Raw genomic sequence first — 21,559 nt, 5'->3', positions numbered from 1 at the left:
GCGCTTAAACGCGCTCGAGAGCGATCGAGATGCCCTGTCCGACGCCAATGCACATGGTGGCAAGCGCCAGCTTGGCGTTACGCTCGCGCAGCTCCAGCGCGGCCGTGCCGCTGATGCGCGCGCCGGACATGCCCAGCGGGTGACCCAGCGCAATCGCGCCGCCGTTCGGGTTGACGTGCGCTGCATCGTCAGCGATGCCGAGGTCGCGCAGAACGGCGAGACCCTGCGAAGCAAAGGCTTCGTTGAGCTCGATGACGTCGAAGTCGGTCGGCTTCAGGCCGAGACGTGCGCAGAGCTTCTTCGTGGAAGGAGCCGGACCGAAGCCCATGATGCGCGGTGCAACGCCAGCGGTCGCGCCGCCTAGGATGCGGGCTATCGGGGTAAGGCCATACTTCTTGGCAGCCTCAGCCGAAGCGATGATCAGCGCTGCTGCGCCATCGTTGACACCCGATGCGTTACCGGCCGTAACCGAGCCGCCTTCGCGGAACGGAGCAGGCAGCTTTGCCAGCGCCTCGATGGTCGTGCCGGCGCGCGGATGCTCGTCCTTGTTCACGACGATCGGCTCGCCCTTGCGCTGCGGAATGACCACTTCCGTGATTTCCTTGGCAAGACGGCCGTTCTCCTGTGCCGCAACAGCCTTCTGCTGGCTGCGGGCCGCCATCGCGTCCTGGTCTTCGCGGCTGATGTTGAACTGCTCGGCAACATTCTCCGCCGTCTCCGGCATCGAGTCGACGCCGTACTGCTTCTTCATCAGCGGGTTGACGAAACGCCAGCCGATGGTCGTATCGTGGATCTCGGCATTGCGGGAGAAGGCGCTGGTGGCCTTTGGCATCACGAAGGGTGCGCGGCTCATCGACTCGACGCCGCCAGCGATGATGATCTCGGCTTCCCCCGACTTGATGGCGCGTGCAGCCGTGATCACGGCATCCATGCCCGATCCGCAGAGGCGGTTCATCGTCGTTCCCGGAACTTCAACCGGGAAGCCGGCCAGCAGCAGCGACATGCGCGCCACGTTGCGGTTGTCCTCACCAGCCTGGTTGGCGCAGCCGAAGATGACTTCGTCGAGGGCAGCCCAATCGACATTGGGGTTACGCTGGACGAGCGCTTTCAGCGGAATGGCGCCCAGATCGTCGGCGCGGACCGACGACAGCGTACCGCCAAAGCGGCCGATGGGAGTACGGATATAGTCGCAGATAAATGCCTCAGCCATGGTTCTCTTTCACTCTTCGCTCGGCCACTCCGCCCATTTGGACAGGCTTACAGTCCTGACATTCTGCGCTCCGACGTCAGCCGGTTCAACTGACCAGACCTTATGCAGCAGTAACAAACCGCCTGCCTCGGAAGCACAAAAGCCATTGTTCATATTGCGAACAAAAGTTTTGTATGCGATATTTTTTAGTCTTGTGATTATGCGGAGTCAAATCCTTTGGTTGAGAACCCTGAGGCTGAAAAGCTGGATGTCGTTGGGTCTTTGTCGAAGGGTCTGCGGGTGCTGGAGATCGTCGCCAAGGCGCCGGACGGCCTGCGCCTCACCGAGGTGGCGGAAGCCTCCAACCTCACGCGTGCAGGCGCGCGCCGCTTGCTTTTGACCTTCGTTGCGGAAGGCTGGATGCACCAGGAGGGGAGGCTCTTCCTGATGTCGCCGAAGCTGCTGACGGTCGCCCGCAGTTGGCTGGGCAGCACGCCGCTCTGGCGCCATGCCGTCCCGATATTGAGAACAGTTTCTCGATCCGTGGGGGAATCCTGTTCGGCTGCCGTGTTGCAGGGCGAGGACGTGGTCTATGTCGCCCGCGTCGCGGGCAGCGCCATCCTCGCCGAGTCGCTTGATGTGGGTGCCCGCCTGCCGGCCTATTGCACGTCCATGGGTCGGGTCTTGCTGTCAGAACTGGATGAGGCCGAACTCGCCCGTTTTCTTGGTCAGATGACGCTCCGCGCCCGTACGCCCAAGACCATTACCGCTCCGGGCACTCTTGCGGAGCGGATTGCTCAGGCGCGCCGGGATGGGCACGCCATCGTCGACGAGGAGCTTGAACTGGGGCTGCGTTCCATTGCCGTGCCGGTCCGCTCTCGCGCGGGCCGGATCGTCGCCTCGATCAATGTCTCCACGCGCACCGCGCGTTGCACTGTGGGTGAGATGCGCAGCCTCTTCCTCCCGCATCTGCTCGACGCGGCCCGCGAGATCGAGGAGTACCTGCCGCTCCATTGACAGGCAGCTCGTTGACAGAGGTTGGACCACGCTGCGCGTGAGATAGTGGATCTCGGCGCTCATGCAGGATCTCCCGACGGCTTCTGCCGTTCCAGGTTCGCCTGCATCTTGCGCGAGACCTTGGTCTGGAGGCGTGCATGAAGCAGCCTTTGCCATTCGTCCGCTCCGCCGCTGGCTTCGGGGCGGGGCGGGATTGCAAGCAACGCATCGACTACAGACGCACTATCATCCTGCGCCAACAGCGCATCGATTTCAGCCTCAACTGTCTTCTCGACTTCCATTGCAAACCTCCGATTTACGGGCCGGAGTTTTGCCTACGGATCCTGACTGGATGAAGGCAGTACGATGAAAGTTCAGTGACATGCCTATGACGTTATATATCTGTGACTTAACTCCTATGGCTAAATCATGATTAGCTGGTTGCGCGGCCCTCAGACGTAGCGGTTGACCACGTTTTCCAGCACCTCCTGACGGCCTGATTTCGGCTGTGGATCGATGCCCTCCCGTAGCGCCCGCTCGGAGATTTCCTCAAGCGTCCGCTGGCCGGAAAGCATGGCCTGCGCCTCCGGTTTCTTCCAGCCGGCATAGCGCTCATCGAGCGGTGTGCTCAGCGCCTTGTCCTCGATCATCCGGGCGGCGGCCTTCAGCCCGCGCGCGCAGGCATCCATACCGCCCACATGCGCTGCGATCAGGTCGGACGGCTCGAGCGACTGACGGCGGATCTTGGCGTCGAAATTCGTGCCGCCCGTGGTGAACCCGCCAGCGCGCAGGATCTCGTAATAGGCCAGCGCCAGCTCAGGCACGTTGTTGGGGAACTGGTCGGTATCCCAGCCGGACTGGTAGTCGTTGCGGTTCATGTCGATCGAACCGAAGATGTCAAAGCTCCGCGCCATGGCGATCTCGTGCTCGAACGTGTGGCCGGCGAGGATCGCGTGACCCTGCTCGATGTTGACCTTCACTTCCTTCTCAAGCCCGTACCGCTGCAGGAAGCCATAGACGGTCGCCACATCGAAATCGTACTGATGCTTGGTGGGCTCCTGAGGCTTCGGCTCGATCAGGATCGCCCCCTTGAACCCGATCTTGTGCTTGTAGTCGACGACGAGCGACAGGAAACGTCCCGCCTGGTCGAGCTCATGGCCAACATCGGTGTTCAGCAGCGTTTCATAGCCCTCGCGTCCGCCCCACAGCACATAGTTCTCGCCCTTGAGCCGCTGGGTGACATCCATGCAGGATTTCACGATAGCAGCGGAATAGGCGAACACGTCCGGGTCGGGGTTGGTTGCCGCTCCCGCCATGAAGCGCTTGTGGGAGAACAGGTTTGCGGTGCCCCAGAGCAGCTTGATGCCGGTCTGCTCCATCTTCTGCTCGAGGTAGTCGGCGATCTCGTTGAGCCGCGAAATGCTTTCCGCAAGCGTTGCGCCCTCCGGCCGCACGTCCGCATCGTGGAACGTGTAGTAGGGTGAGCCGAGCAGCTGGAACATCTCGAAGGCCACGTCAGCCTTCAGCCGGGCCTTTTCCATGGTGTCGCCGTACCATGGGCGGTCGAAGGTCTGCCCGCCGAAGGGATCGAGGCCCGACCACATGAAGCTGTGCCAGTAGCAGACGGCAAAGCGCAGATGGTCCTCCAGGCGCTTGCCCAGCACGACTTCGTCCGGATTGTAGTGGCGGAAGGCAAAGGGATTGTCGCTTTCGGGCCCTTCGTAAGCAATGGGCTTCAGATCGCCGAAATATCCTGTGCTCATGACGAGACTCCTCGGATCGCTGGATAGAGTTTGCGGAAACGCTGATAGGCTTCTTCAAGGGCGCCGGACTGGAACGTGTCCGGCTCGATGGTGGCTGCGATGGGTGGCGGCGTGCACACGCTGAGCGGATCTGCACCCGTGGCCGCGATGAGGCCGAGACGTGCAGCGCCGAAGGCTGCGCCTCGGTCTCCGCCCGTGGGAACGTCTACCGGAAGATTGAGCGCGGTGGCGATAGCCTTGAGCCAGTAGGTGGAGCGAGACCCACCGCCCACCGCCATCACCCTGTCGAGTGTGGTCCCAGCCTGCCGGAGCGCTTCGAGATTGTCGCGGAATGCGAAGGCAACGCCTTCCATTACAGCCTGGGTGAGTTGCGCGCGGCTGGTGCCCGCCTCGATGCCGGTGAAACTGCCACGGATGAGCGCATCATTGTGCGGCGTCCGCTCACCGGAGAGATAGGGAAGGAAAGTCACGGGCGAGGGCGCCCGCAGCGCCTCCCCTAGCTCGTCCGAAAGATACGCCGGCGAGGTTCCTGTAATCCCCGAGAGCCAGTTCATGCCGTCGGTTGCCGACAGGATAACGCCCATCTGGTGCCAGGTGTTGGGCAGTGCATGACAGAACGTGTGCACGGCACTTTCGGGATTGGGTAGGTAGCGGTCGTTCGTCGCAAACAGAACGCCGGACGTGCCAAGCGAAATGAAGGCTGAGCCGGGCTTCACTGTCCCCGCACCGCACGCCGAGGCCGCATTGTCTCCAGCACCGCCAGCAATCACGACGTTGCCGCCGATGCCCCAGCGTTCGGCAAGCTCACGGCGGAGCATACCTGCTGGTTCAGTGCCCTCCACGAGCGATGGCATGTGGCTGACCGTAAGATCGGTCGCCGCAAGCAGCTCTTCCGACCACGTCCTCCGCTCGACGTCGAGCCAGCCCGTGCCGGCGGAATCCGACATCTCGGAGATATGCTCGCCGGTGAGCCAGAGCCGCAGATAGTCCTTCGGCAGCAGCACCTTGGCCGTGGCCGCGAACACTTCCGGCTCGTGCCGCTTCACCCAGACGAGTTTCGGCGCCGTAAAGCCGGGAAACACGATGTTCCCCGTGATCCTGCGGAACCTGGGATCGGAATCGAGCTCCGCCGCTTCCTTGTGAGATCGTGTGTCGTTCCACAGGATGCAGGGGCGCAGCACCTGATTGTTCCTGTCGAGCAGCGTGGCCCCATGCATCTGGCCTGAAAGGCCGATGCCCTTGACCTCGGCGAGTGCTTCAGGCTGCTCGGCCTTGAGCTCGCCGATCGCATCTTCGACGGCGCGGACCCACTCGGCAGGATCCTGTTCGGACCATCCGGTATGCTTCCGCTGCACGTCGAGCGAGGACGTGGCGCTGGCAATGATCGTCTGGTCGGCGCTGATCAGCAGCACCTTGACCCCGGATGTGCCCAGATCGACACCCAGATACATGGCTCCTCCCATGCGGCAAACACCTCCTGCTAGCCGCTATTCGATATTTATTTCGAATTGCGAATAAATAAGCACATTTTGCTTGGGCGTGGCAACACGGCCATCGCTAACGGTTCGCTACCGTAACCAATGCGGGGCTATCCTTATGTGAAAAGGTTTTGTTAACCATGTTGGCGAATGATGGGGGCACTACCGACGGAGCGCATGACATGAAGCTGGCATATCTTGCCGTAGCGGCTGCCCTTGGTGCTTTTGGTGCTGGTCCGGCTCTAATGACGCCGGATGAGGCAGCCAGCAATGTGGACGGGAGGCATACGTCTGCGATCACCGCTGGAGCAAGCTACCAGCTCAAGGTGGTCGGACTGGAACGTGGCTGCGCCGTTACGCTGCGCAAGGAACAGTCCAGGCTCCACATCGCGCCGGGCTGCTCCAGCCTTTCAGGACAGCTCGCGGACGCACGCTTCTGGCAGAAGGATGCCAACGGCGATCTGCTCTTCATCTCCGACGATGGCCGCACGGTTGCCCAGTTCTTCCCCGGCGACGGCGTTGCCTACGAGTCGGTGAAGCCCGTCACCCCGATCATGATGCTGGATGAGCTTTAATCTCTAGCCGCATGCTGGCGCACGGCATCGCCGAACGCCTCGAAGATCCGGCGGGAATTGTCGTCCGAGTTCACCCAATATTCCGGATGCCACTGGACGCCGACGGCAAAGCCCGGCGCATCGATCACTGAAACGGCTTCAACCGTGCCGTCGTCGGCAACGGCTTCAACCTGCAGGCGCGGCGCAAGCCGGTCGATGCCCTGCCGGTGCACCGAATTGACGGTGATCTTCCTGGCGCCCAGAACCGAGGCGAGGCAGCTGCCTTCCTTGATCTCCACCTCGTGCCGCATGCCGAATTTCTCGTCCGCCGTCTTGCCATGGCCGCGATGATCCATGCTACCCTCGCGGTTCTGGATTTCCGTCGCAAGCGAACCACCCAGTGCCACATTCAACTCCTGAATGCCGCGGCAGACGGCAAGCAGCGGAACGCCTTTTTCGATCGCCTTGCGGATGAGCGGCAGCGAGGTTGCGTCCCGACGCTCGTCATAGGGCTCGTGTCGGACGGTTAGTTCAGTGCCGTAGAGCGAGGGATGAACGTTGGAGCGGGCGCCGGTAATGAGCACACCGTCCACCTGTGCCAGCAGGCTGTCGAGGTCGATCTCGTCGCCAAAGGATGGCACCTGCACCGGCAACACGTTGGAGGCCGTCAGCACCGCCTTCAGATATTGCTCTGGCGTCGCGTGCCAGGTGTAGCCGTCGAATTCCTTGACGTCGGTGGTGACTGCAACGAGTGGCTTCAGCATCATGTCATCCGCTAAGTATGGGAAGCCTATGTATCCTGCGCCGTGCCGTTATCCAAGGTGTAGACACGCATGGGTTCGATGCAATTTACGGAGAAACATTTGTGATCTGGACACGCGCATTCGCTCGTGATTGAGTCGGTGTTCTAGGGAGAGGGAGGGCGACACCACGTCGTTTTCTCAGGAGGTTTATCGATCCTATTACGGGAGGTAATTGCATGGATCGTCGTTCGTTTATTGCAAAGGCTGGACTTGCAACCATTGGTGCCGGTGCAGCGGCGCTAAGTACACCAGCCATTGCACAGGGCAACCTGACGTGGCGTATGGTCACCACGTGGCCGAAGAATTTTCCGGGGCTTGGCGTCGGTGCTCAACGATTGGCAGATCGTATCAGCAAGGCATCGGGTGGTCGTCTGACCATCCAGGTCTACGCCGGTGGCGAGCTTGTGCCGCCGCTGCAGGCGCTGGACGCTGTCATCGACGGTTCGGCCGAAATGAGCCACGGCGCTGCCTATTACTGGCAGAACAAGAGTGCAGGCCTTTCCTTCTTCACCGGTGTTCCTTACGGCATGACGTCCCGCGAGCTTACCGCATGGGTGCGTTACCTTGGCGGCCAGGAAATCTGGGACGAGATCTACGACCAGTTTGGCGTGATTGGCTTCCTGTCGGGCGACACGGGAACCCAGGCTGGCGGCTGGTTCCGCAATGAGATCAATGGCCTCGACGACATCAAGGGCATTCGCTTCCGTACCCCCGGCCTCGGTGGTCAGGTGTGGGAGAAGCTTGGCGCTTCGGTAACCAACCTCGCGGCTGGTGAAATTTTCCAGGCGCTTCAGTCGGGTACGCTTGATGCGGCCGAGTTCGTCGGTCCCTACAACGACCTGGCCCTCGGCTTCTATCAGGTCTGCAAGAACTACTACTTCCCGAGCTTCGTTGAGCCGGGCCTGGCGACCGAGCTCGTCGTCGACAAGAAGAAGTTCCTGGATCTGCCCGAGGACCTGCAGGCGATCGTCCGCGACTGCTGCCAGGCCGAGTATGACGCCGTGGCTGCCGACTTTGCCGCCAACGATCCGCGCGCGCTCCAGACGCTGGTCGAAAAGCACGGCGTTCAGGTCAAGCGCTTCCCCGAAGAAATCATGGAAGCCGGAGCAAAGGCTTCCAAGGAAGTGCTCCAGACCTTCCTCGACTCGAGTGATCCGCTGACCAAGAAGACGGCGGAAAGCTTTGTGGCCGCCCTGAAGATCGTGCGCCAGAAGACCGAGGGTACGGACGTTCCGTTCCTCCTCGCTCGCGAGAAATACTTCAATCTGGACTGAGGCCTATACTAACGCCTGTTATCCAAACGTGAAGAGCCCGGGATTTCCGGGCTCTTCTGTTTCTGAGGCGCACTGACTGAGTGGAAGAGTGGCCGGACAATTAAGTCGGCCACTGCTTACGTTAGTTGTAGATCGCCCGTGGCAGCCAGGTGGCGATTTCCGGGAACATGAACATGATTGCGAGTGCCACGACCTGAAGCGCAACGAAAGGCGCGACACCCCGATAGATCATGCCGGTTGACACGTGCGACGGCGCTACGCCTCTTAAGTAGAAGAGCGAGAAGCCGAAGGGTGGTGTCAGGAAGCTCGTCTGCAGGTTCACGCCCACCAGCACGCCGAGCCAAACCGGATCGACATCCAGCGCAAGAAGGATCGGTGCGGTGATCGGGATCACGATGAAGATGATCTCGAACGTGTCGAGGATGAAACCCAGCAGGAACATCACGAACATCACCAGCGCAACGGCGCCAAGCACGCCGCCCGGTACGTTGCTCAGGAATTCGTGCACGAGATTGTCGCCACCCATGAGACGGAAGACGATCGAGAACACCGATGCACCGAACAGGATGATGAAGACCATGCAGGTCATTGTGGCCGTTGCGATGACAGACTCACGCAAGACCCCGAAACTGAGCCGTCCGCGCAGACCCGCAAGGATCATCGCGCCGACTGCACCGACTGAAGCCGCCTCTGTGGGCGTTGCCACTCCGCCCAGGATCGACCCAAGAACCGCGATGATGAGCAGTAGCGGCGGCAGGAGCGCGACGGCGATTTCCTTGGCGAGATTCTTCTTTTCCTCCGGTGGCACGGGTGTCGCCGGACAGGACTCAGGATGGAAGATCGCCTTGAAGATCATCCAGAGCAGGTAGAGCCCGACCAGCAGCAGGCCCGGCAGGACCGCACCCGCAAAGAGATCACCGACTGATACTGGCACCGGCGCGAAGTTTCCCTTCGACATCTGCACCTGGGCGTTGATTCCGGAGAGCATGTCGCCCATGAAGATCAGGACAGTGGATGGCGGGATGATCTGGCCCAGCGTTCCTGAGGCGCAGATGACGCCGGATGCGAGCTTCGGGTCATAGTTCGCCCGCAGCATCGCCGGCAGCGAAATGAGGCCCATGGTGATGACCGTCGCGCCGACCACGCCGGTCGAAGCCGCCAGGAGCGCACCAACGATGACCACCGACATGCCGAGGCCGCCGCGCAGATTGCCGAAAAGCTTGCCCATGGTCAGCAGCAGCTGTTCTGCGATCTTGGACCGTTCGAGGATCATGCCCATGAAGATGAAGAGCGGCACGGCGACCAGAACTTCGTTCGTCATGTAGCCGATGTAGCGGTTGATGACGCTGCCATAGTTCGAAGGATCGAAGACACCGAACCATTGGCCCACCAGCCCGAACAGGAGCGACACGCCTGCAAGCGTAAAGGCAACCGGAAATCCAAGAAGCAGGAAGCCGATGATGCCGAAAAACATGAGACCCGCAAGGATCTCGCCAATTACAACTGGTTCCATCACACGGCCCCCGTGCCCGGTTCTTCATCCTGCGCGGTATAGCGCAGATTTGCTGGGAGCAGATGCTCCTGCCCTCGCAACACGAGCACTGATCGCAGCGCCATGGCGATGCCCTGCAGCGCCACCAAAACGGCAAATCCCAGGATGAAGGTCTTCAGAATGTAATAGTGGGTCATGCCGCCGATGTTCGGCGATGCCTCATAGATGCGCCAGGACCGGACAACAAAGGGCCAGCCATAGACCCAGACAAGCCAGCAGAAGGGGAGGAGAAACAGAACAACGCCGATCAGGTCGACGGTGGCCTTCCAACGCCTGGAGGCGGGACGGTACAATATATCAACTCGCACATGGTCGCCTCTCAGCAATGCAAAGCCTGCGACTGCAGTAAACAGGGCGCCGTTCATCCATACATAAAGGTCACGCATCCAGATAATGCTGGTGGAGAACAGATATCTCTGCACCACTATCGCGAAACACAGGACGACTATAGCGAGAGAAAGCCACGCAAAGACATTACCGATCAACGTGTTTAGAGCGCTGATCGATTTTACAATCATAGCAATGATACGCACAGACTATGCCCCTTTCCTCATTGCGAGGGGTTTGTCAGGATAGATTTGCTCCATCAGGCAGTTCCTCTTCCCATTTTCGGATGCTTTCAGCATCTTCTCTGTTGCGGTGAGCGGAGAGCCCCCGCAGGCGCGGCTCCCATCGCACCTGAGCCTGATATTCTTATCAGGTTCGATCGGCTTGAAAAGCTGCAAACGCCAACCATGATCGCCGAATGGGGCTTCCGCGCCTGTGGGTGGAGACAGCAAATGCCCGGTATTGCCCCAGATTTATCAGGAAATTACAGCCCCGCGCCCGGTTCAGACAGGATCTTGCAAATTTTTGTAGGGGACTAAATTCAATTGACGCGGATTGTCTTCGCGGCAACACTTTCATGTCTCAACTGTTTAACACTTGCAGTTGAGGCAACGAATTTGCCACCAGGAGGAGGTGGAATGATGCTTCGTCATGTAACGCTTGACGACAAGTACGACCTCTCCAAGGAACAGATACTTGTTTCCGGATCGCAGGCGATTGTCCGCTTGCTGCTGATGCAGCGCGAGTTTGACCGCAGGGCCGGATTGAATACGGCTGGGTTTGTATCTGGGTATCGTGGTTCTCCCCTTGGAGGCATCGATCAGCAGGTCTGGAAGGCCGGAAAATATCTTTCCGAAGCAAATGTCACCTTCCAGCCCGGCTTGAACGAGGATCTGGCCGCGACCGCGTGCTGGGGCTCGCAGCAGACCGAGCTTCTGGGCGAGGGCAAGTACGACGGCGTCTTCGCCCTCTGGTACGGCAAGGGCCCGGGCGTCGATCGGACGGGCGACGTGTTCCGTCACGCCAATTCGTTCGGCACCTCGCCGCACGGCGGCGTCCTGGCCCTGATGGGCGATGATCACACGGCAGAATCCTCTACTGTCGCCCACCAGAGCGAATTCGCTTTCATCGACGCGATGATCCCGATCCTGAACCCGGCAGGCGTTCAGGAACTCATTGACTACGGCATCTACGGCTATGCACTGTCGCGCTTCGCAGGCACTTGGGCGGCTCTGAAATGCGTCAAGGACAACATCGAGTCCACGGCTTCCGTGAACGTCGGCTTCGATCGGATCAACATCAGGCTTCCCGAGATCGACCTGCCGTCCGGCGGTCTGCACATCCGCTACGAGTTGAACCAGCTGGGCCAGGAAGAGCGTCTCCACGACTACAAGCGCAAGGCTGCTGCGGCCTTCGTGCAGGAGAATGGTCTCAACCGCATCATTTTCTCCGGCGGTTCGGACCCCAAGCTCGGCATCGTCACCATCGGCACGAGCTACCTCGATGTGCGGCAGGCGCTGGATGATCTCGGCATCGATGAGGAGCGGGCGGCGCAGCTTGGAATCCGTCTGTTCAAGGTGGCCTGTCCCTGGCCTTTCGATTACCAGCACATGGCGGATTTCGTCCGCGGCCTCCACACCGTGATCGTGGTGGAAGAGAAGCGTTCGCTTCTGGAAGTGCAGCTGCGCGAAAACCTCTACGGCACGCCCAATCATCCGGTTATCATCGGCAAAAAGGACGAGCAGGGCGAGAAGCTCTTCCCTGTCACGGGATCGCTTGACCCGAACGAGATTGCGATCACCATCGGCGAGCGCATCCTCCGCGTGATCGGCTACTCGGAGGAAATCGCGGCCCACGTCGCGCGGCTGCGGCAGTTCCAGGAAATGCTGGTTCAGACGCCGGACATCGCGAAACGCGTGCCCTATTTCTGCTCCGGCTGCCCCCACAACACCTCGACGCGCGTACCCCAAGGGTCGATCGCCGGCGCCGGTATCGGCTGCCATCTCATGTCCATGTGGATGGATCGGAATACGGCCGGCTTCACGGCCATGGGAGGCGAGGGTGCGCAGTGGATCGGGCAGGCCCCGTTCACCAACCGCGAGCACTTCTTCCAGAATCTGGGCGACGGCACCTACACACATTCGGGTTCGCTGGCGATCCGCTTTGCCATCGCCGCCGGCGTAAACATGACCTACAAGATCCTCTACAATGACGCCGTGGCGATGACGGGCGGCCAGCCTGCTGAAGGCGCGTTGACGGTGGAGCAGATTGCCAATCAGCTCTACGCCGAAGGCGTCCGCAACATGGCGGTCGTCTCGGACGAGCCGGACAAGTACCAGGGCAAGTTCAAGTTCCCTTCGGGCTCGACGGTTCATCACCGTGAAGAACTGGATGAGGTGCAGCGTCGCCTGCGCGAAACCAAGGGCGTGTCCGTCCTGATCTACGACCAGACCTGCGCGGCGGAAAAGCGGCGGCGGCGGAAGCGCGGTACATTTCCGGATCCTGACAGGCGCGTCATCATCAACGACCTCGTTTGCGAGGGCTGTGGCGATTGCGGCGTCAAGTCGAACTGCGTTTCCGTGCAGCCGGTCGAGACCGAATTCGGACGCAAGCGCAGGATCGACCAGTCGAGCTGCAACAAGGATTTCTCCTGCCTTGAAGGCTTCTGCCCGTCCTTCGTGACCGTGCATGGCGCGAAGCTGAAGAAGCTTGAAGGCGTGGCCGGCGACATCGACCCGCTGAAGGATGTTCCCGAACCGGCCATTTTCCCGATTGAGAAGGGCTGGAGCGGCGTCGTCGACGGCATCGGCGGAACAGGTGTTGTCACCATCGGCGCGATCCTTGCCATGGCTGCTCACCTGGAAGGGAAGGGTGTCGGCGTCATCGACATGGCCGGCCTCGCCCAGAAAGGCGGCGCGGTCTATTCGAACCTCCGCATGGCCACAACGCCGGAGGACATTCGCTCCATCCGCGTGGCTGCGGGTGAGGCAGATCTCGTGCTGGGCGGCGACCTCATCGTGACTGGCTCAAGCAAGGTTCTGGCCACCGTGCGCCACGGGCACACGCTGGTGCTTGCCAACAAGGCAGAGGTGATGCCGGGCGATTTCACGCGCCAGCCGGACTTCAGCCTGCCGGTCGAGCGCCTGAAACGCGAAATCATCAAGCATGCAGGCGAAGAGAACACGTTCTTCTTTGATGCCACACAGGCGGCCAAGGTGCTCTTCGGCAATACGTTGGGCGCCAACATGTTCATGCTCGGCGTTGCCTGCCAGAAGGGCGGCCTGGCTGTTTCTCCGGAGGCGATCGAAAAGGCGATCGAGCTGAACGGGGAGGCTGTACCGGCAAACATCAAGGCGTTCCGCTGGGGCCGTCGTGCGGCGCAATTCCCGGAAGAGGTGCGTGAGCTCGTCGGATCGGCTGCCGAGAAGGGCGCTTCGATCAGCGAGAGCCTCGATGAGATGATCGCTCGTCGGGTGGATTTCCTCACCCGCTACCAGAACCGCGCCTATGCCGAGCGCTACCGCAACCAGGTTGAGCGCATCCGCAAGGCGGAGACGGCCGCGGTGCCGGGGACAACAACCATCACTCAGGCGGTGGCAAAGAGCCTGTTCAAGCTGATGGCCATCAAGGACGAGTACGAGGTTGCGCGCCTCTACACCGATGGTTCCTTTCAGCGCCAACTGAACAACGAGTTTGAAAGCTACGACCGGTTCGAGTTCCACCTTGCGCCGCCGATCCTTTCGAAGCCCGGACCTGACGGGCGTCCCAAGAAGCGCCGGTTCGGTCAGGCAATGCTCACTGGCTTCAGGTTGTTGGCAAGCCTGAAGGGCCTGCGTGGCACGGTCCTTGACCCATTCAGCTATCTTGAGGAACGGCGTCAGGAGCGTGAGCTGCTCGCAACCTTTGAGAACGATCTGCAAAAGATCGAGGAAATGCTCTCAGAACCTGCGTTGCCCACAGAAAAGATCGACACGCTGGCAGCCTTCGCATCGATCCCGATGATGATACGCGGCTTCGGCCACGTGAAGCGGGCGAACATGGAAAGTGCCTTCGATCAGCGGGCCGATCTTCTGCAACGCCTTGCAGAGGAAGGAAATCAGACGCTGCTCAAGGCTGCCGAATAGACAATCCGGCCTGCGCCCTGGATGGTCGCAGCGGGCCTCCTTCAACCCAGGGGTTCCTGCAACCTCTGGGTTGCGCGCGTCAGCCGGTGGTTTATCATCAAAACCACTAAATTTTTACCGTTACCGATAAGCTCTTCTTTAAGCCCGTCTTGTATTAAGATGCCCGCAAGCGGGAGAACTCATGGCAAAGCGCGCAGACAGCGATATACCCGGCGAGGTATATATACAGTTTGTGAAATCGCTCTATGGCAGCGCCAGCACGGTGCTGGTCGGAGCGACCTCTCACATGCTGGTCGCTCTGTTCGTCTACCTCAGGAACGGCGAGCCGCTGTTTCTTGCCTTCGCAGCGCTCTTCATCGCCATCGGCATCATTCGCTACATGGGCATCCGCAAGGGTGCGGATGAAATCACCGATCCCGAACAGGCACGCAGGCTGGAGAGCGAATATGTGGTGCGCGGCGCCATACAGGGCCTCCTTCTCGGAGTCTTCGGCTTCTGCGCCACCTATGTCTTTCCCGATCAGTTTGGACAGTTGGGCGCGCTGGCGCTCGTCCTCTCGGCACTTGCCACGGTGGTTGGCCGCAACTACGGGTCATCCCGTGTCGTGCTCGCCTTCACCGTCTCCATGCTCGCACCGCTTGCGCTGGCCTTGCTGCTGCGCGGGGAACCGAGCTACGGGATGCTTGCCATCCTGATGCTCCCGTTTGGGCTGATCGTCATCCGCAGCGCCTCCGACGTTCGCAAGCTTCTCGTGAGCGCCGTACTGGAGCGCAAGAACGCGGATCTTCTCGCGCAACGCTTCGATCGTGCGCTCAACACGATGTCCCATGGCCTGATCATGCTTAATCTGGAAGGCTGCGTGGTGGTTGCCAACGACCGGGCAGCCGAGCACCTGGGCTTCCGGTTCTCCGAGCAGATGATCGGCCGTACGCTGGACGCGCTTTTGCTGCGTGGCGTCGCCGGAGCGCTCCTGAACCGCGACGATTTCATCGCCGCCCGTCGCCAGCTTCAGGAGGCTCTTGATACCGGCCATGGCAAAAAGGTTCTGCTGCACCTGCGCGATGGCCGCTTCCTCGAGTTCACCGCCCGAGAGGGCAAGGAAGAGCTTGCCGTGCTCACCTTTGAAGAGGTGACGAACCGTGTGGCAGCGGAAGAAAAGATCCGCCACATGGCCCGCTACGACAGCCTGACGGGTCTGCCCAACCGCGCTTATTTCCAGGAGATGGTGCGCGACTTCATCGAGCAGGGGGACGATGGCCGTCTCTGCGGTCTTGCCATCATCGACCTCGACGATTTCAAGTCCATCAACGACACCATGGGTCACCCGGTTGGCGACAGCCTGATCTATGCGGTGGCCGAACGCCTCATCTCCCATATGAGCGATACGGTGAAGATCGGCCGCTTCGGCGGCGACGAGTTCATGCTCTACATCGACCACGTGCAGGACGTGGAGGATTTCTCCGAACGCTTTTCGGCGATCTTCGAGGAAATTCGTGGGCAGGTCGAGATTGCCGGCCATCTGCTGTCGATCGAAGCGAGCGCCGGCGTGGTCGTCTTCCAGGCGGCCGCGGGGGATCTGAACGAGGTGACGGTGCGTGCCGATCTGGCGCTCTATGCCGCCAAGGATGCGGGCAAGTCCACCTGGCGCCTGTTCGAAGAGCACATGGATGCGGCCTTCCGCACCAAGCAGATGATGAAGTCTGACCTGCGTGCGGCAATTGCGGGCAAGCAGCTGCACGTCATGTATCAGCCGATCATCGACATGAACACGCTGCGCGTCTCGTCCTATGAAGCGCTGTGCCGCTGGACACATCCGCACCTTGGGCCGATCTCGCCCGCCATCTTCATCCCGCTGGCCGAGGAGATGGGACTGATCACCGAGATCAGCTGCATGGTTCTTGAGACCGCCTGCAAGGAATGCATGAAGTGGCCGGAACACATCAACGTCTCGGTTAACCTTTCAGCCAAGGACTTCCACGGCTCGTCGGTCATCGACAACGTGGCGGTGGCGCTGGCGAACTCCAGCCTTGCACCGCAACGACTCGAACTGGAAGTAACGGAAACGGCGTTGCTCGATGACAAGCAGCGGACGCATTCCTTGATCAAGCAGCTGAAGAAGCTTGGCGTCTGTATCGCGCTTGACGACTTCGGCACCGGTTACTCGAGCCTTAGCTACCTCCACACCCTTCCGCTCGATCGCGTGAAGATTGACGGCAGCTTCCTCCACGACGTGGCCGAGAACCCGCGGTCGCGCAAGCTGTTGAAGAGCGTCGTGCAGCTATCCCGTGGGCTGGGTCTTTCGGTGACGGTGGAGGGCGTAGAGACCCATGAGCAGCTGCGGCTTCTCCAGGAATCGGCGCGTCCTGACCAGGTGCAGGGCTTCCTTTTTGGTGCCGCCCTTTCGCCTAACGGCGCCCGCGCAATGGCCGATGGCGTGTGGGCATTCGAGCAAACTGGACGGATCGATGAACAACAAAGGACAATTCACAAATAAAATTAAGTGTTCGACGGATTTGTAGTGTTAAGGTTAACACTAGGTTAGGCCTTCACTAAAATTTAAATTAATTGCTAACTGTGCCCATCACGGTCGTGAATTTTCAGGATGGGACATGACACCGAATACTTTAACTAATCGCGGAACGCGTGCGGAGGAGTCTCCATTCAATCGCAGCGTCTTCAGTGTACTCGATCACATTGAGTACCGGATATGTGACGAGGGCGAGGACCTGGAAGCAGTTTATCGGCTTCGCTATCAGTCCTATCTCGCCGCCGGCATGATCAAGGAGGATGCTGCCAGGCAGATCCACGACAAGTACGATGAGATGCCGAATTCCCATCGCTTCGGCGTGTTCTACAAGGGCAACCTGGTTTCGACGATCCGGGTACACCACCTCTCCCAGGAACATCCGATTGCACCGAGCTGCGGCGTCTTTGGCGATGTGATCGAAGCAAGGCTGAAGGCCGGGCAGACCTTCGTGGACCCAAGCCGCATGGCGGCGGATCTGGAATGGGGCCGCAAGCTTCGCGTACTGCCTTACATCACGCTGCGCCTTGCGGTGCTGGGGGCCAAATACTTCCGCACCGACTACAGCCTGATCGCCATCAAGGAAGAGCATTCCGCGTTCTACTACCGCACGTTCCGTGCGGAGCCCGCCACCGGACCGCGTTCTTATCCGGGTCTTGAGGTTCCGGTCCATCTACTCCAGATGAACACCCGAGAAGTGCTGGACGAGGTGATCGAACGTATGCCGTTCTTTGGTTCCACCGAGGCCGAGCAGCGCATGTTGTACGGACGCAAGCGTTCGGCGGATGAAACCGGCTCGCTGTCGGTGCATCCAACGGCACGGTTGCTGCTCGCCGCTGCCTGAAGCAAGCCTGTCCTTATGTTGTCGCGGGAGCCTTTTGGGCTCCCGTTTCTTTATGAGGGACTGAACAGTTGATCCGACAGCCCCAACGGGAGACACACCATGCCTGACCTCCAGATCGCTCCGCTCGTCGCCTTGATCGCGGGCATCTTGATCCTGATCATGCCGCGCCTGCTCAACATCATCGTGGCGGTCTACCTGATTCTTGTGGGCCTGATGGGCCTCTTCCCGGACGCGATTGATCGTCTGAACTTCTGATTTTGCGCGGTAATTCGGGTTGCGTCGAAGCACCCCATTGCCGAGAGCGTCAGTTTTGGCTATTGCGACGGGTAGATTTTCCCGAGGGGTTTAGACATGGCAGATTCACATTCCGAGGGCGTCGTCGAAATGGGCGCGGAAATGGACTACGCTGAGCACGAGCGCAGCTACAAGTTCTTCGTGAGCTTCACGGAGTACTCGATCCTTTTGATCACCGCTCTTCTGCTCGCGATGGCCTTTGGCTTCTTCACGACCGCTGGCTTCTTCTCCAGCCTGATCCTGTTCGTGATCATCTCGGCGGTGGGCGTCTGGTTCCTGCGTTCGCGTTAGATAATAAAAGCTTAGATCCTTTCAGCGTTTTTTACGAAAAGCTGAACGGCTCTAGCTATCGGGGACCGGCAGGCTTTCTGCAAACGGTCCCTGTGCTGCCTTCGGGCGACCGCACGTCGTCAAGCACTATGGCATAGGCCCGACACGCGTTTTGCGTGTTCGGGCCTTCTGCTATGCGCAGATTTGCTGAACTTGCCTGATCGCCTCAATGAGGCCCAAAGAAAAAGCCCGGTCGCCCGGGCTTCGTTCGTTTTCGGCTTTCCGCAAGTCCTTATGCGCGTGTCCGCGCCACGCCTTCCTTGGCTGGCCCATAGTTGGGGTCAAGCTGCAGTGCGCGGGCGTAGGAGCGCTGTGCGCGGTCCTTCTCGCCACGCTTCTCGAAGACCAGGCCCTGGTTGGCCCAGCTCTCGGCGAGGTTCTCATTCAGCCTGATTGCCGTATTGAAGTCCGTGAAGGCGTTCTCGTCGTCGCCGAGCGCGAGGTACGACAGGCCACGTGCATTGTAGCCGTACGGTTCGCTTGGAGCGTAGGAGATCGCCTTGGCGAAGTCTTCGATTGCGAACTGGTGCTGGTTGCTCGCCTGATAGAGGATGCCGCGGCGCAGATAGGCGCGGGGATCCGTCGTATCGAGGTTGATCGCGCGCTCGAAGTCCTGGAAGGCCTCGTTGGTGCGGCCCGCAAGGCGATAGAGCTCTCCGCGACCGATATAGGCGACGTCATAGTTCGGGTTGAGCTGGATCGCCCGGGTGTAGTCAGCGACTGCGCGCTGGGAGTCACCCATGTAGCGATAGATCAGCGCCCGGTTGGCGTATGCCTGGTAGGAATTCGGATCGAGCTGGATGGCCTTGTCGAAGTCGGCCAAAGCTTCCTTGTAACGACCGGCGCGGCCATAGGCCGAGCCGCGGACGTTATAGGCGCCGGGATCGTTCGGCGATCGATTGATGACGGCGGTAAGCGAACCGATGTTTTCAGACGAAGCCTGGGCAGCATCCACCGGGAAGAGGTCGCTGAATTGGGACGATCCGCTGGTTGACCCGCAGGCGGCCAGCGCGCCGAGGGCAATCAGGGAAACGGCTCGTAGCGTAGTTTTGCTGACCCGAGAACTAAACATAGTCACATTCGCCATCCGATGCCGTCCACCTCTTGCTGCGTTTCAAAGAGCCAAAAAAAGGTGGCGGCGAATCGAGCTCGCGCCACCTTAGACATATATAACGCAGAAAGAGACGAAAAGTAGGCGCTTAGCGCGCTGCTACGCGTCCGCCGCCGATAAGGCCTTCGCGCTGTGCACGCTTGCGTGCCAGCTTGCGGGCGCGGCGAACAGCTTCTGCCTTTTCACGTGCGCGCTTTTCCGAGGGCTTCTCGAAATGCCCACGCATTTTCATCTCGCGGAAAATACCTTCACGCTGCATCTTTTTCTTGAGTGCGCGAAGCGCCTGATCGACATTGTTATCGCGGACGAGTACTTGCACGTGGTCTTCCTGTAAATCTGTTGATGATAGGTCCCGAACCCTCATCGGTCCAGTAACCAGGGCCAGCGACGGATTTCTCCACGCAGGAATGCGCGCTGTTACCAATTTCCCTGACGTTTGTCGAGTCGGTAATTCAGAAACTCTATCGAAACATGACAGTTCTAGGGTATGGAATTCGGCCAACGGTTTCAGCCGCTTCAGAGCCATTTCGCAGAAGTCGGAACCTGTCAGCAGCGCGCCGCATTGTATCTCAAAACGAGGTGAAGCGATGCACGACAACGACCCCAGGAAATCCAACGAGAACGTAGACCCGCAGCCGACCAGCGATGACCTTGAGGAGCAGCTGGAGAAGGGGCTGGAAGATACCTTTCCGGCAAGCGACCCTGTCTCGGCAACACGCGCAACGCGCACGGGTGCGCCGGGTGAGTTCGCCATTCGCCCGCCGAAGTCCGAAAAGGATGAAGACAGCGAGGAAGAGCTGGAAGAGGGGCTTGAGGATACGTTTCCGGCAAGCGATCCGGTCTCGGCCACTTCACCCACCCATGCCGGTGGCCCTAAGGACAAGTAGTAGCTTGAGCAATTCCAGCAAAAGTGGGAACCGGTTTTCCGTCCGGAATTGCGTCACAACAATGGCTTAGATGGCGCTGACGCCGCCGTCGATGGCGATGGCCTGACCGGTCATGAAACTGTTGCTCGGGTGGGCGGCGAAAAGGATGGCTTCGACCACCTCGTCCACTTCGGCCAGCCGCTGCATCGGCACGACACGTGTCAGGTTGGTCTCGGCTTCTGCTGGATCGCGGAAGGCGAGGCCAAGCTTCTCTGTGACCATCGGCGTGCGCGAGAACGACGGGCAAACGGCGTTCACGCGGATTCCCTTGGTGGCATATTCCGCAGCCGCGCTTCGGGTAAGCCCAATGACGCCATGCTTTGCCGCTGAATAGGCTGCGAGCCGCGGCGCCCCCTTCAGGCCGGCATAGGACGCGACATTGACGATCGAACCGCCGCGCTTCTCCTTGCGGAATTGCTTTTCCATCAATGGCAGCTGGTGCTTCATGGCGTAAAACACGCCCATCAAATTGATGTCGATGACCTGGCGCGCTTCTTCTGAAGGCAGCAGGTGGAAGCGAACGAAAGCCTGGGCGACGCCGGCATTGTTGATCGCGATATCGAGACCGCCGAAACGCTCGCGCGCCAGCCCGACGAGCTGCTCCGACGTCACCTCTTCGGCGATATCGCCGCAGAAGGTAACCGTCTCAGTCTCCAGCGAGGCGGCGAGTTCTTCAAGCGGTTCGCGTTCGATATCGGAAAGGACCAGTTTCGCGCCGTCGTTGGCGAGGCGCTTTGCCAGTTCAACGCCAAAACCGCCAGCAGCACCCGTCAACAAGACCGTCAAACCCTGGAAAGATCTCATGACGTCTGTTCTCCAAAGGAGCGGTCTGCTGTCGAGTTCCGGGCTATCTTCATCTCTCCTCACGTGCGGACCTGATATCAGAGCCTCTCAGGGCCCGCAAGGCGGGTCAAGATGCGCTCCTCGAAGTACAACGAACTGATTGCTTGGCTGGTCACACCAATAGTGAAGATTGCGGCGAAAGCCTGTTCACTCGGGCGGACGGTCGGGCATCGCGAGCGTAAGCCAACGTGCGGTGATCGCGGGTTTGATGTTGTTTTCGATCTCAACGCTCACATCATATGCGCATTCGATAATGCCGGATGGGCGCACCTTCAGGTCAGCCAGCACGAAATGTGCCCGGATGCGAGATCCCGTCCGAACCATATTGGTGAAGCGGATCTTGTCGAACCCGAAGTTGACGCCGACCGACGCACCCTCCACCTGCGGTACCGCCTCAAAAATCATGGTGGAGAGCAGCGAGAGCGTCAGGAAGCCATGGGCGATTGTTCCGCCATACGGCGTTTCACGCGCCGCGCGCTCAGGGTCGGTGTGAATGAACTGGTGATCGTCCGTCGCATCCGCGAAAAGGTCGATCATCTTCTGGGTCACCGTACGCCACTCGGAAACCCCGATTTCCTTGCCAATCAAGGCCTTGGCGTCGTCGATGGCAATCGGCTTCATGCGCTT

20 protein-coding genes are annotated in these 21,559 nt (G+C 60.0%); 9 read left to right on the top strand and 11 right to left on the bottom strand.

The window, feature by feature from the left end; genetic code table 11:
- Window positions 1-4: 4 nt before the first annotated feature.
- Window positions 5-1,210 carry a 3-oxoadipyl-CoA thiolase gene (gene pcaF / locus IEX27_RS09095; RefSeq protein WP_188720716.1) on the bottom strand — a complete coding sequence of 402 codons (1,206 nt, stop codon included), beginning with the start codon at window positions 1,208-1,210 and terminating at the stop codon, window positions 5-7.
- A gap of 216 nt (window positions 1,211-1,426) precedes the next feature.
- On the opposite strand from pcaF, the gene IEX27_RS09090 reads away from it, so the two are divergent.
- Window positions 1,427-2,206, top strand: coding sequence for an IclR family transcriptional regulator domain-containing protein (locus tag IEX27_RS09090; RefSeq protein WP_188720715.1), 780 nt, complete (start codon window positions 1,427-1,429; stop codon window positions 2,204-2,206).
- A 59-nt stretch (window positions 2,207-2,265) separates the two neighbouring features.
- On the opposite strand, the gene IEX27_RS09085 is transcribed toward IEX27_RS09090, so the two are convergent.
- The 3 genes from IEX27_RS09085 to xylB all read right to left on the bottom strand — a co-directional run bounded on the left by IEX27_RS09085 (window position 2,266) and on the right by xylB (window position 5,399).
- Window positions 2,266-2,487, bottom strand: a complete 222-nt coding sequence (locus IEX27_RS09085; protein WP_188720714.1) for a hypothetical protein — start codon at window positions 2,485-2,487, stop codon at window positions 2,266-2,268.
- 150 nt (window positions 2,488-2,637) lie between these two features.
- Window positions 2,638-3,948 (bottom strand): xylose isomerase, encoded by a 1,311-nt coding sequence (gene xylA, locus IEX27_RS09080; protein ID WP_188720713.1) that lies wholly within the window; start codon window positions 3,946-3,948, stop codon window positions 2,638-2,640.
- Window positions 3,945-5,399 (bottom strand): xylulokinase, encoded by a 1,455-nt coding sequence (gene xylB, locus IEX27_RS09075; RefSeq protein WP_188720787.1) that lies wholly within the window; start codon window positions 5,397-5,399, stop codon window positions 3,945-3,947. Before xylB ends, xylA begins: the two co-directional genes overlap by 4 nt.
- Before the next feature lie 209 nt (window positions 5,400-5,608).
- Here xylB and IEX27_RS09070 point away from each other — a divergent pair, with 209 nt between their 5' ends.
- Window positions 5,609-6,001, top strand: a complete 393-nt coding sequence (locus tag IEX27_RS09070) for a hypothetical protein (RefSeq protein WP_188720712.1) — start codon at window positions 5,609-5,611, stop codon at window positions 5,999-6,001.
- Here IEX27_RS09070 and IEX27_RS09065 read toward each other — a convergent pair.
- Complete coding sequence (locus IEX27_RS09065; protein ID WP_188720711.1) at window positions 5,998-6,744, bottom strand: gamma-glutamyl-gamma-aminobutyrate hydrolase family protein; 747 nt, start codon at window positions 6,742-6,744, stop codon at window positions 5,998-6,000. The two genes, IEX27_RS09070 and IEX27_RS09065, sit on opposite strands and share 4 nt — an antisense overlap.
- A gap of 215 nt (window positions 6,745-6,959) precedes the next feature.
- Here IEX27_RS09065 and IEX27_RS09060 point away from each other — a divergent pair, with 215 nt between their 5' ends.
- Window positions 6,960-8,057, top strand: a complete 1,098-nt coding sequence (locus IEX27_RS09060; RefSeq protein WP_188720710.1) for a TRAP transporter substrate-binding protein — start codon at window positions 6,960-6,962, stop codon at window positions 8,055-8,057.
- 121 nt (window positions 8,058-8,178) lie between these two features.
- Here IEX27_RS09060 and IEX27_RS09055 read toward each other — a convergent pair whose 3' ends face one another.
- Window positions 8,179-9,570, bottom strand: coding sequence for a TRAP transporter large permease (locus IEX27_RS09055; RefSeq protein WP_188720709.1), 1,392 nt, complete (start codon window positions 9,568-9,570; stop codon window positions 8,179-8,181).
- On the bottom strand, window positions 9,570-10,127 hold the full coding sequence (locus tag IEX27_RS09050) for a TRAP transporter small permease subunit (RefSeq protein WP_244630307.1): 558 nt from the start codon (window positions 10,125-10,127) through the stop codon (window positions 9,570-9,572). Before IEX27_RS09050 ends, IEX27_RS09055 begins: the two co-directional genes overlap by 1 nt.
- Before the next feature lie 447 nt (window positions 10,128-10,574).
- Between IEX27_RS09050 and IEX27_RS09045 the strand changes: the two genes are divergently transcribed.
- The 5 genes from IEX27_RS09045 to IEX27_RS09025 all read left to right on the top strand — a co-directional run bounded on the left by IEX27_RS09045 (window position 10,575) and on the right by IEX27_RS09025 (window position 18,013).
- Window positions 10,575-14,060 (top strand): indolepyruvate ferredoxin oxidoreductase family protein, encoded by a 3,486-nt coding sequence (locus IEX27_RS09045; RefSeq protein WP_188720707.1) that lies wholly within the window; start codon window positions 10,575-10,577, stop codon window positions 14,058-14,060.
- A 181-nt stretch (window positions 14,061-14,241) separates the two neighbouring features.
- Window positions 14,242-16,554: a putative bifunctional diguanylate cyclase/phosphodiesterase gene (locus tag IEX27_RS09040; protein ID WP_188720706.1), complete on the top strand. Its 2,313-nt coding sequence runs from the start codon at window positions 14,242-14,244 to the stop codon at window positions 16,552-16,554.
- A gap of 115 nt (window positions 16,555-16,669) precedes the next feature.
- Window positions 16,670-17,428, top strand: coding sequence for an N-acyl amino acid synthase FeeM domain-containing protein (locus IEX27_RS09035; RefSeq protein WP_188720705.1), 759 nt, complete (start codon window positions 16,670-16,672; stop codon window positions 17,426-17,428).
- A gap of 99 nt (window positions 17,429-17,527) precedes the next feature.
- Window positions 17,528-17,683, top strand: coding sequence for a DUF3096 domain-containing protein (locus IEX27_RS09030; RefSeq protein ID WP_188720704.1), 156 nt, complete (start codon window positions 17,528-17,530; stop codon window positions 17,681-17,683).
- Window positions 17,684-17,779: 96 nt separating this feature from the next.
- On the top strand, window positions 17,780-18,013 hold the full coding sequence (locus tag IEX27_RS09025) for an aa3-type cytochrome c oxidase subunit IV (protein WP_188720703.1): 234 nt from the start codon (window positions 17,780-17,782) through the stop codon (window positions 18,011-18,013).
- A gap of 271 nt (window positions 18,014-18,284) precedes the next feature.
- Here the strand turns inward: IEX27_RS09025 and IEX27_RS09020 are convergent, their stop codons facing one another.
- Both IEX27_RS09020 and rpsU read right to left on the bottom strand, forming a co-directional pair.
- On the bottom strand, window positions 18,285-19,124 hold the full coding sequence (locus tag IEX27_RS09020; protein WP_188720702.1) for a tetratricopeptide repeat protein: 840 nt from the start codon (window positions 19,122-19,124) through the stop codon (window positions 18,285-18,287).
- A 127-nt stretch (window positions 19,125-19,251) separates the two neighbouring features.
- The gene (gene rpsU / locus IEX27_RS09015; RefSeq protein ID WP_188720701.1) at window positions 19,252-19,482 is read right to left on the bottom strand and encodes a 30S ribosomal protein S21; all 231 of its coding nucleotides are present in this window, start codon (window positions 19,480-19,482) and stop codon (window positions 19,252-19,254) included.
- Between the two features lie 268 nt (window positions 19,483-19,750).
- Here rpsU and IEX27_RS09010 point away from each other — a divergent pair, with 268 nt between their 5' ends.
- Window positions 19,751-20,050, top strand: coding sequence for a hypothetical protein (locus tag IEX27_RS09010; protein ID WP_188720700.1), 300 nt, complete (start codon window positions 19,751-19,753; stop codon window positions 20,048-20,050).
- A 66-nt stretch (window positions 20,051-20,116) separates the two neighbouring features.
- Here the strand turns inward: IEX27_RS09010 and IEX27_RS09005 are convergent, their stop codons facing one another.
- Both IEX27_RS09005 and IEX27_RS09000 read right to left on the bottom strand, forming a co-directional pair.
- Complete coding sequence (locus tag IEX27_RS09005; protein WP_188720699.1) at window positions 20,117-20,893, bottom strand: SDR family NAD(P)-dependent oxidoreductase; 777 nt, start codon at window positions 20,891-20,893, stop codon at window positions 20,117-20,119.
- A 186-nt stretch (window positions 20,894-21,079) separates the two neighbouring features.
- Window positions 21,080-21,553: a MaoC family dehydratase gene (locus IEX27_RS09000; protein ID WP_188720698.1), complete on the bottom strand. Its 474-nt coding sequence runs from the start codon at window positions 21,551-21,553 to the stop codon at window positions 21,080-21,082.
- Between the last annotated feature and the right edge of the window lie 6 nt (window positions 21,554-21,559).

Source organism: Nitratireductor aestuarii, assembly GCF_014641695.1.
Taxonomy (GTDB): Bacteria; Pseudomonadota; Alphaproteobacteria; order Rhizobiales; family Rhizobiaceae; genus Chelativorans; species Chelativorans aestuarii.
The sequence above is the reverse complement of the archived record's forward strand: the minus strand, read 5'-3'. Positions and strand labels throughout refer to the sequence as shown.

Coding starts and splice junctions, on each gene's coding strand:
- pcaF (WP_188720716.1), bottom strand. CDS start 1,210: ATGGCTGAGGCATTTATCTGCGACTATATCCGTACTCCCATCGGCCGC.
- IEX27_RS09085 (WP_188720714.1), bottom strand. CDS start 2,487: ATGGAAGTCGAGAAGACAGTTGAGGCTGAAATCGATGCGCTGTTGGCG.
- xylA (WP_188720713.1), bottom strand. CDS start 3,948: ATGAGCACAGGATATTTCGGCGATCTGAAGCCCATTGCTTACGAAGGG.
- xylB (WP_188720787.1), bottom strand. CDS start 5,399: ATGTATCTGGGTGTCGATCTGGGCACATCCGGGGTCAAGGTGCTGCTG.
- IEX27_RS09070 (WP_188720712.1), top strand. CDS start 5,609: ATGAAGCTGGCATATCTTGCCGTAGCGGCTGCCCTTGGTGCTTTTGGT.
- IEX27_RS09065 (WP_188720711.1), bottom strand. CDS start 6,744: ATGCTGAAGCCACTCGTTGCAGTCACCACCGACGTCAAGGAATTCGAC.
- IEX27_RS09060 (WP_188720710.1), top strand. CDS start 6,960: ATGGATCGTCGTTCGTTTATTGCAAAGGCTGGACTTGCAACCATTGGT.
- IEX27_RS09055 (WP_188720709.1), bottom strand. CDS start 9,570: ATGGAACCAGTTGTAATTGGCGAGATCCTTGCGGGTCTCATGTTTTTC.
- IEX27_RS09050 (WP_244630307.1), bottom strand. CDS start 10,127: ATGATTGTAAAATCGATCAGCGCTCTAAACACGTTGATCGGTAATGTC.
- IEX27_RS09045 (WP_188720707.1), top strand. CDS start 10,575: ATGATGCTTCGTCATGTAACGCTTGACGACAAGTACGACCTCTCCAAG.
- IEX27_RS09040 (WP_188720706.1), top strand. CDS start 14,242: ATGGCAAAGCGCGCAGACAGCGATATACCCGGCGAGGTATATATACAG.
- IEX27_RS09035 (WP_188720705.1), top strand. CDS start 16,670: ATGACACCGAATACTTTAACTAATCGCGGAACGCGTGCGGAGGAGTCT.
- IEX27_RS09030 (WP_188720704.1), top strand. CDS start 17,528: ATGCCTGACCTCCAGATCGCTCCGCTCGTCGCCTTGATCGCGGGCATC.
- IEX27_RS09025 (WP_188720703.1), top strand. CDS start 17,780: ATGGCAGATTCACATTCCGAGGGCGTCGTCGAAATGGGCGCGGAAATG.
- IEX27_RS09020 (WP_188720702.1), bottom strand. CDS start 19,124: ATGTTTAGTTCTCGGGTCAGCAAAACTACGCTACGAGCCGTTTCCCTG.
- IEX27_RS09010 (WP_188720700.1), top strand. CDS start 19,751: ATGCACGACAACGACCCCAGGAAATCCAACGAGAACGTAGACCCGCAG.
- IEX27_RS09005 (WP_188720699.1), bottom strand. CDS start 20,893: ATGAGATCTTTCCAGGGTTTGACGGTCTTGTTGACGGGTGCTGCTGGC.
- IEX27_RS09000 (WP_188720698.1), bottom strand. CDS start 21,553: ATGAAGCCGATTGCCATCGACGACGCCAAGGCCTTGATTGGCAAGGAA.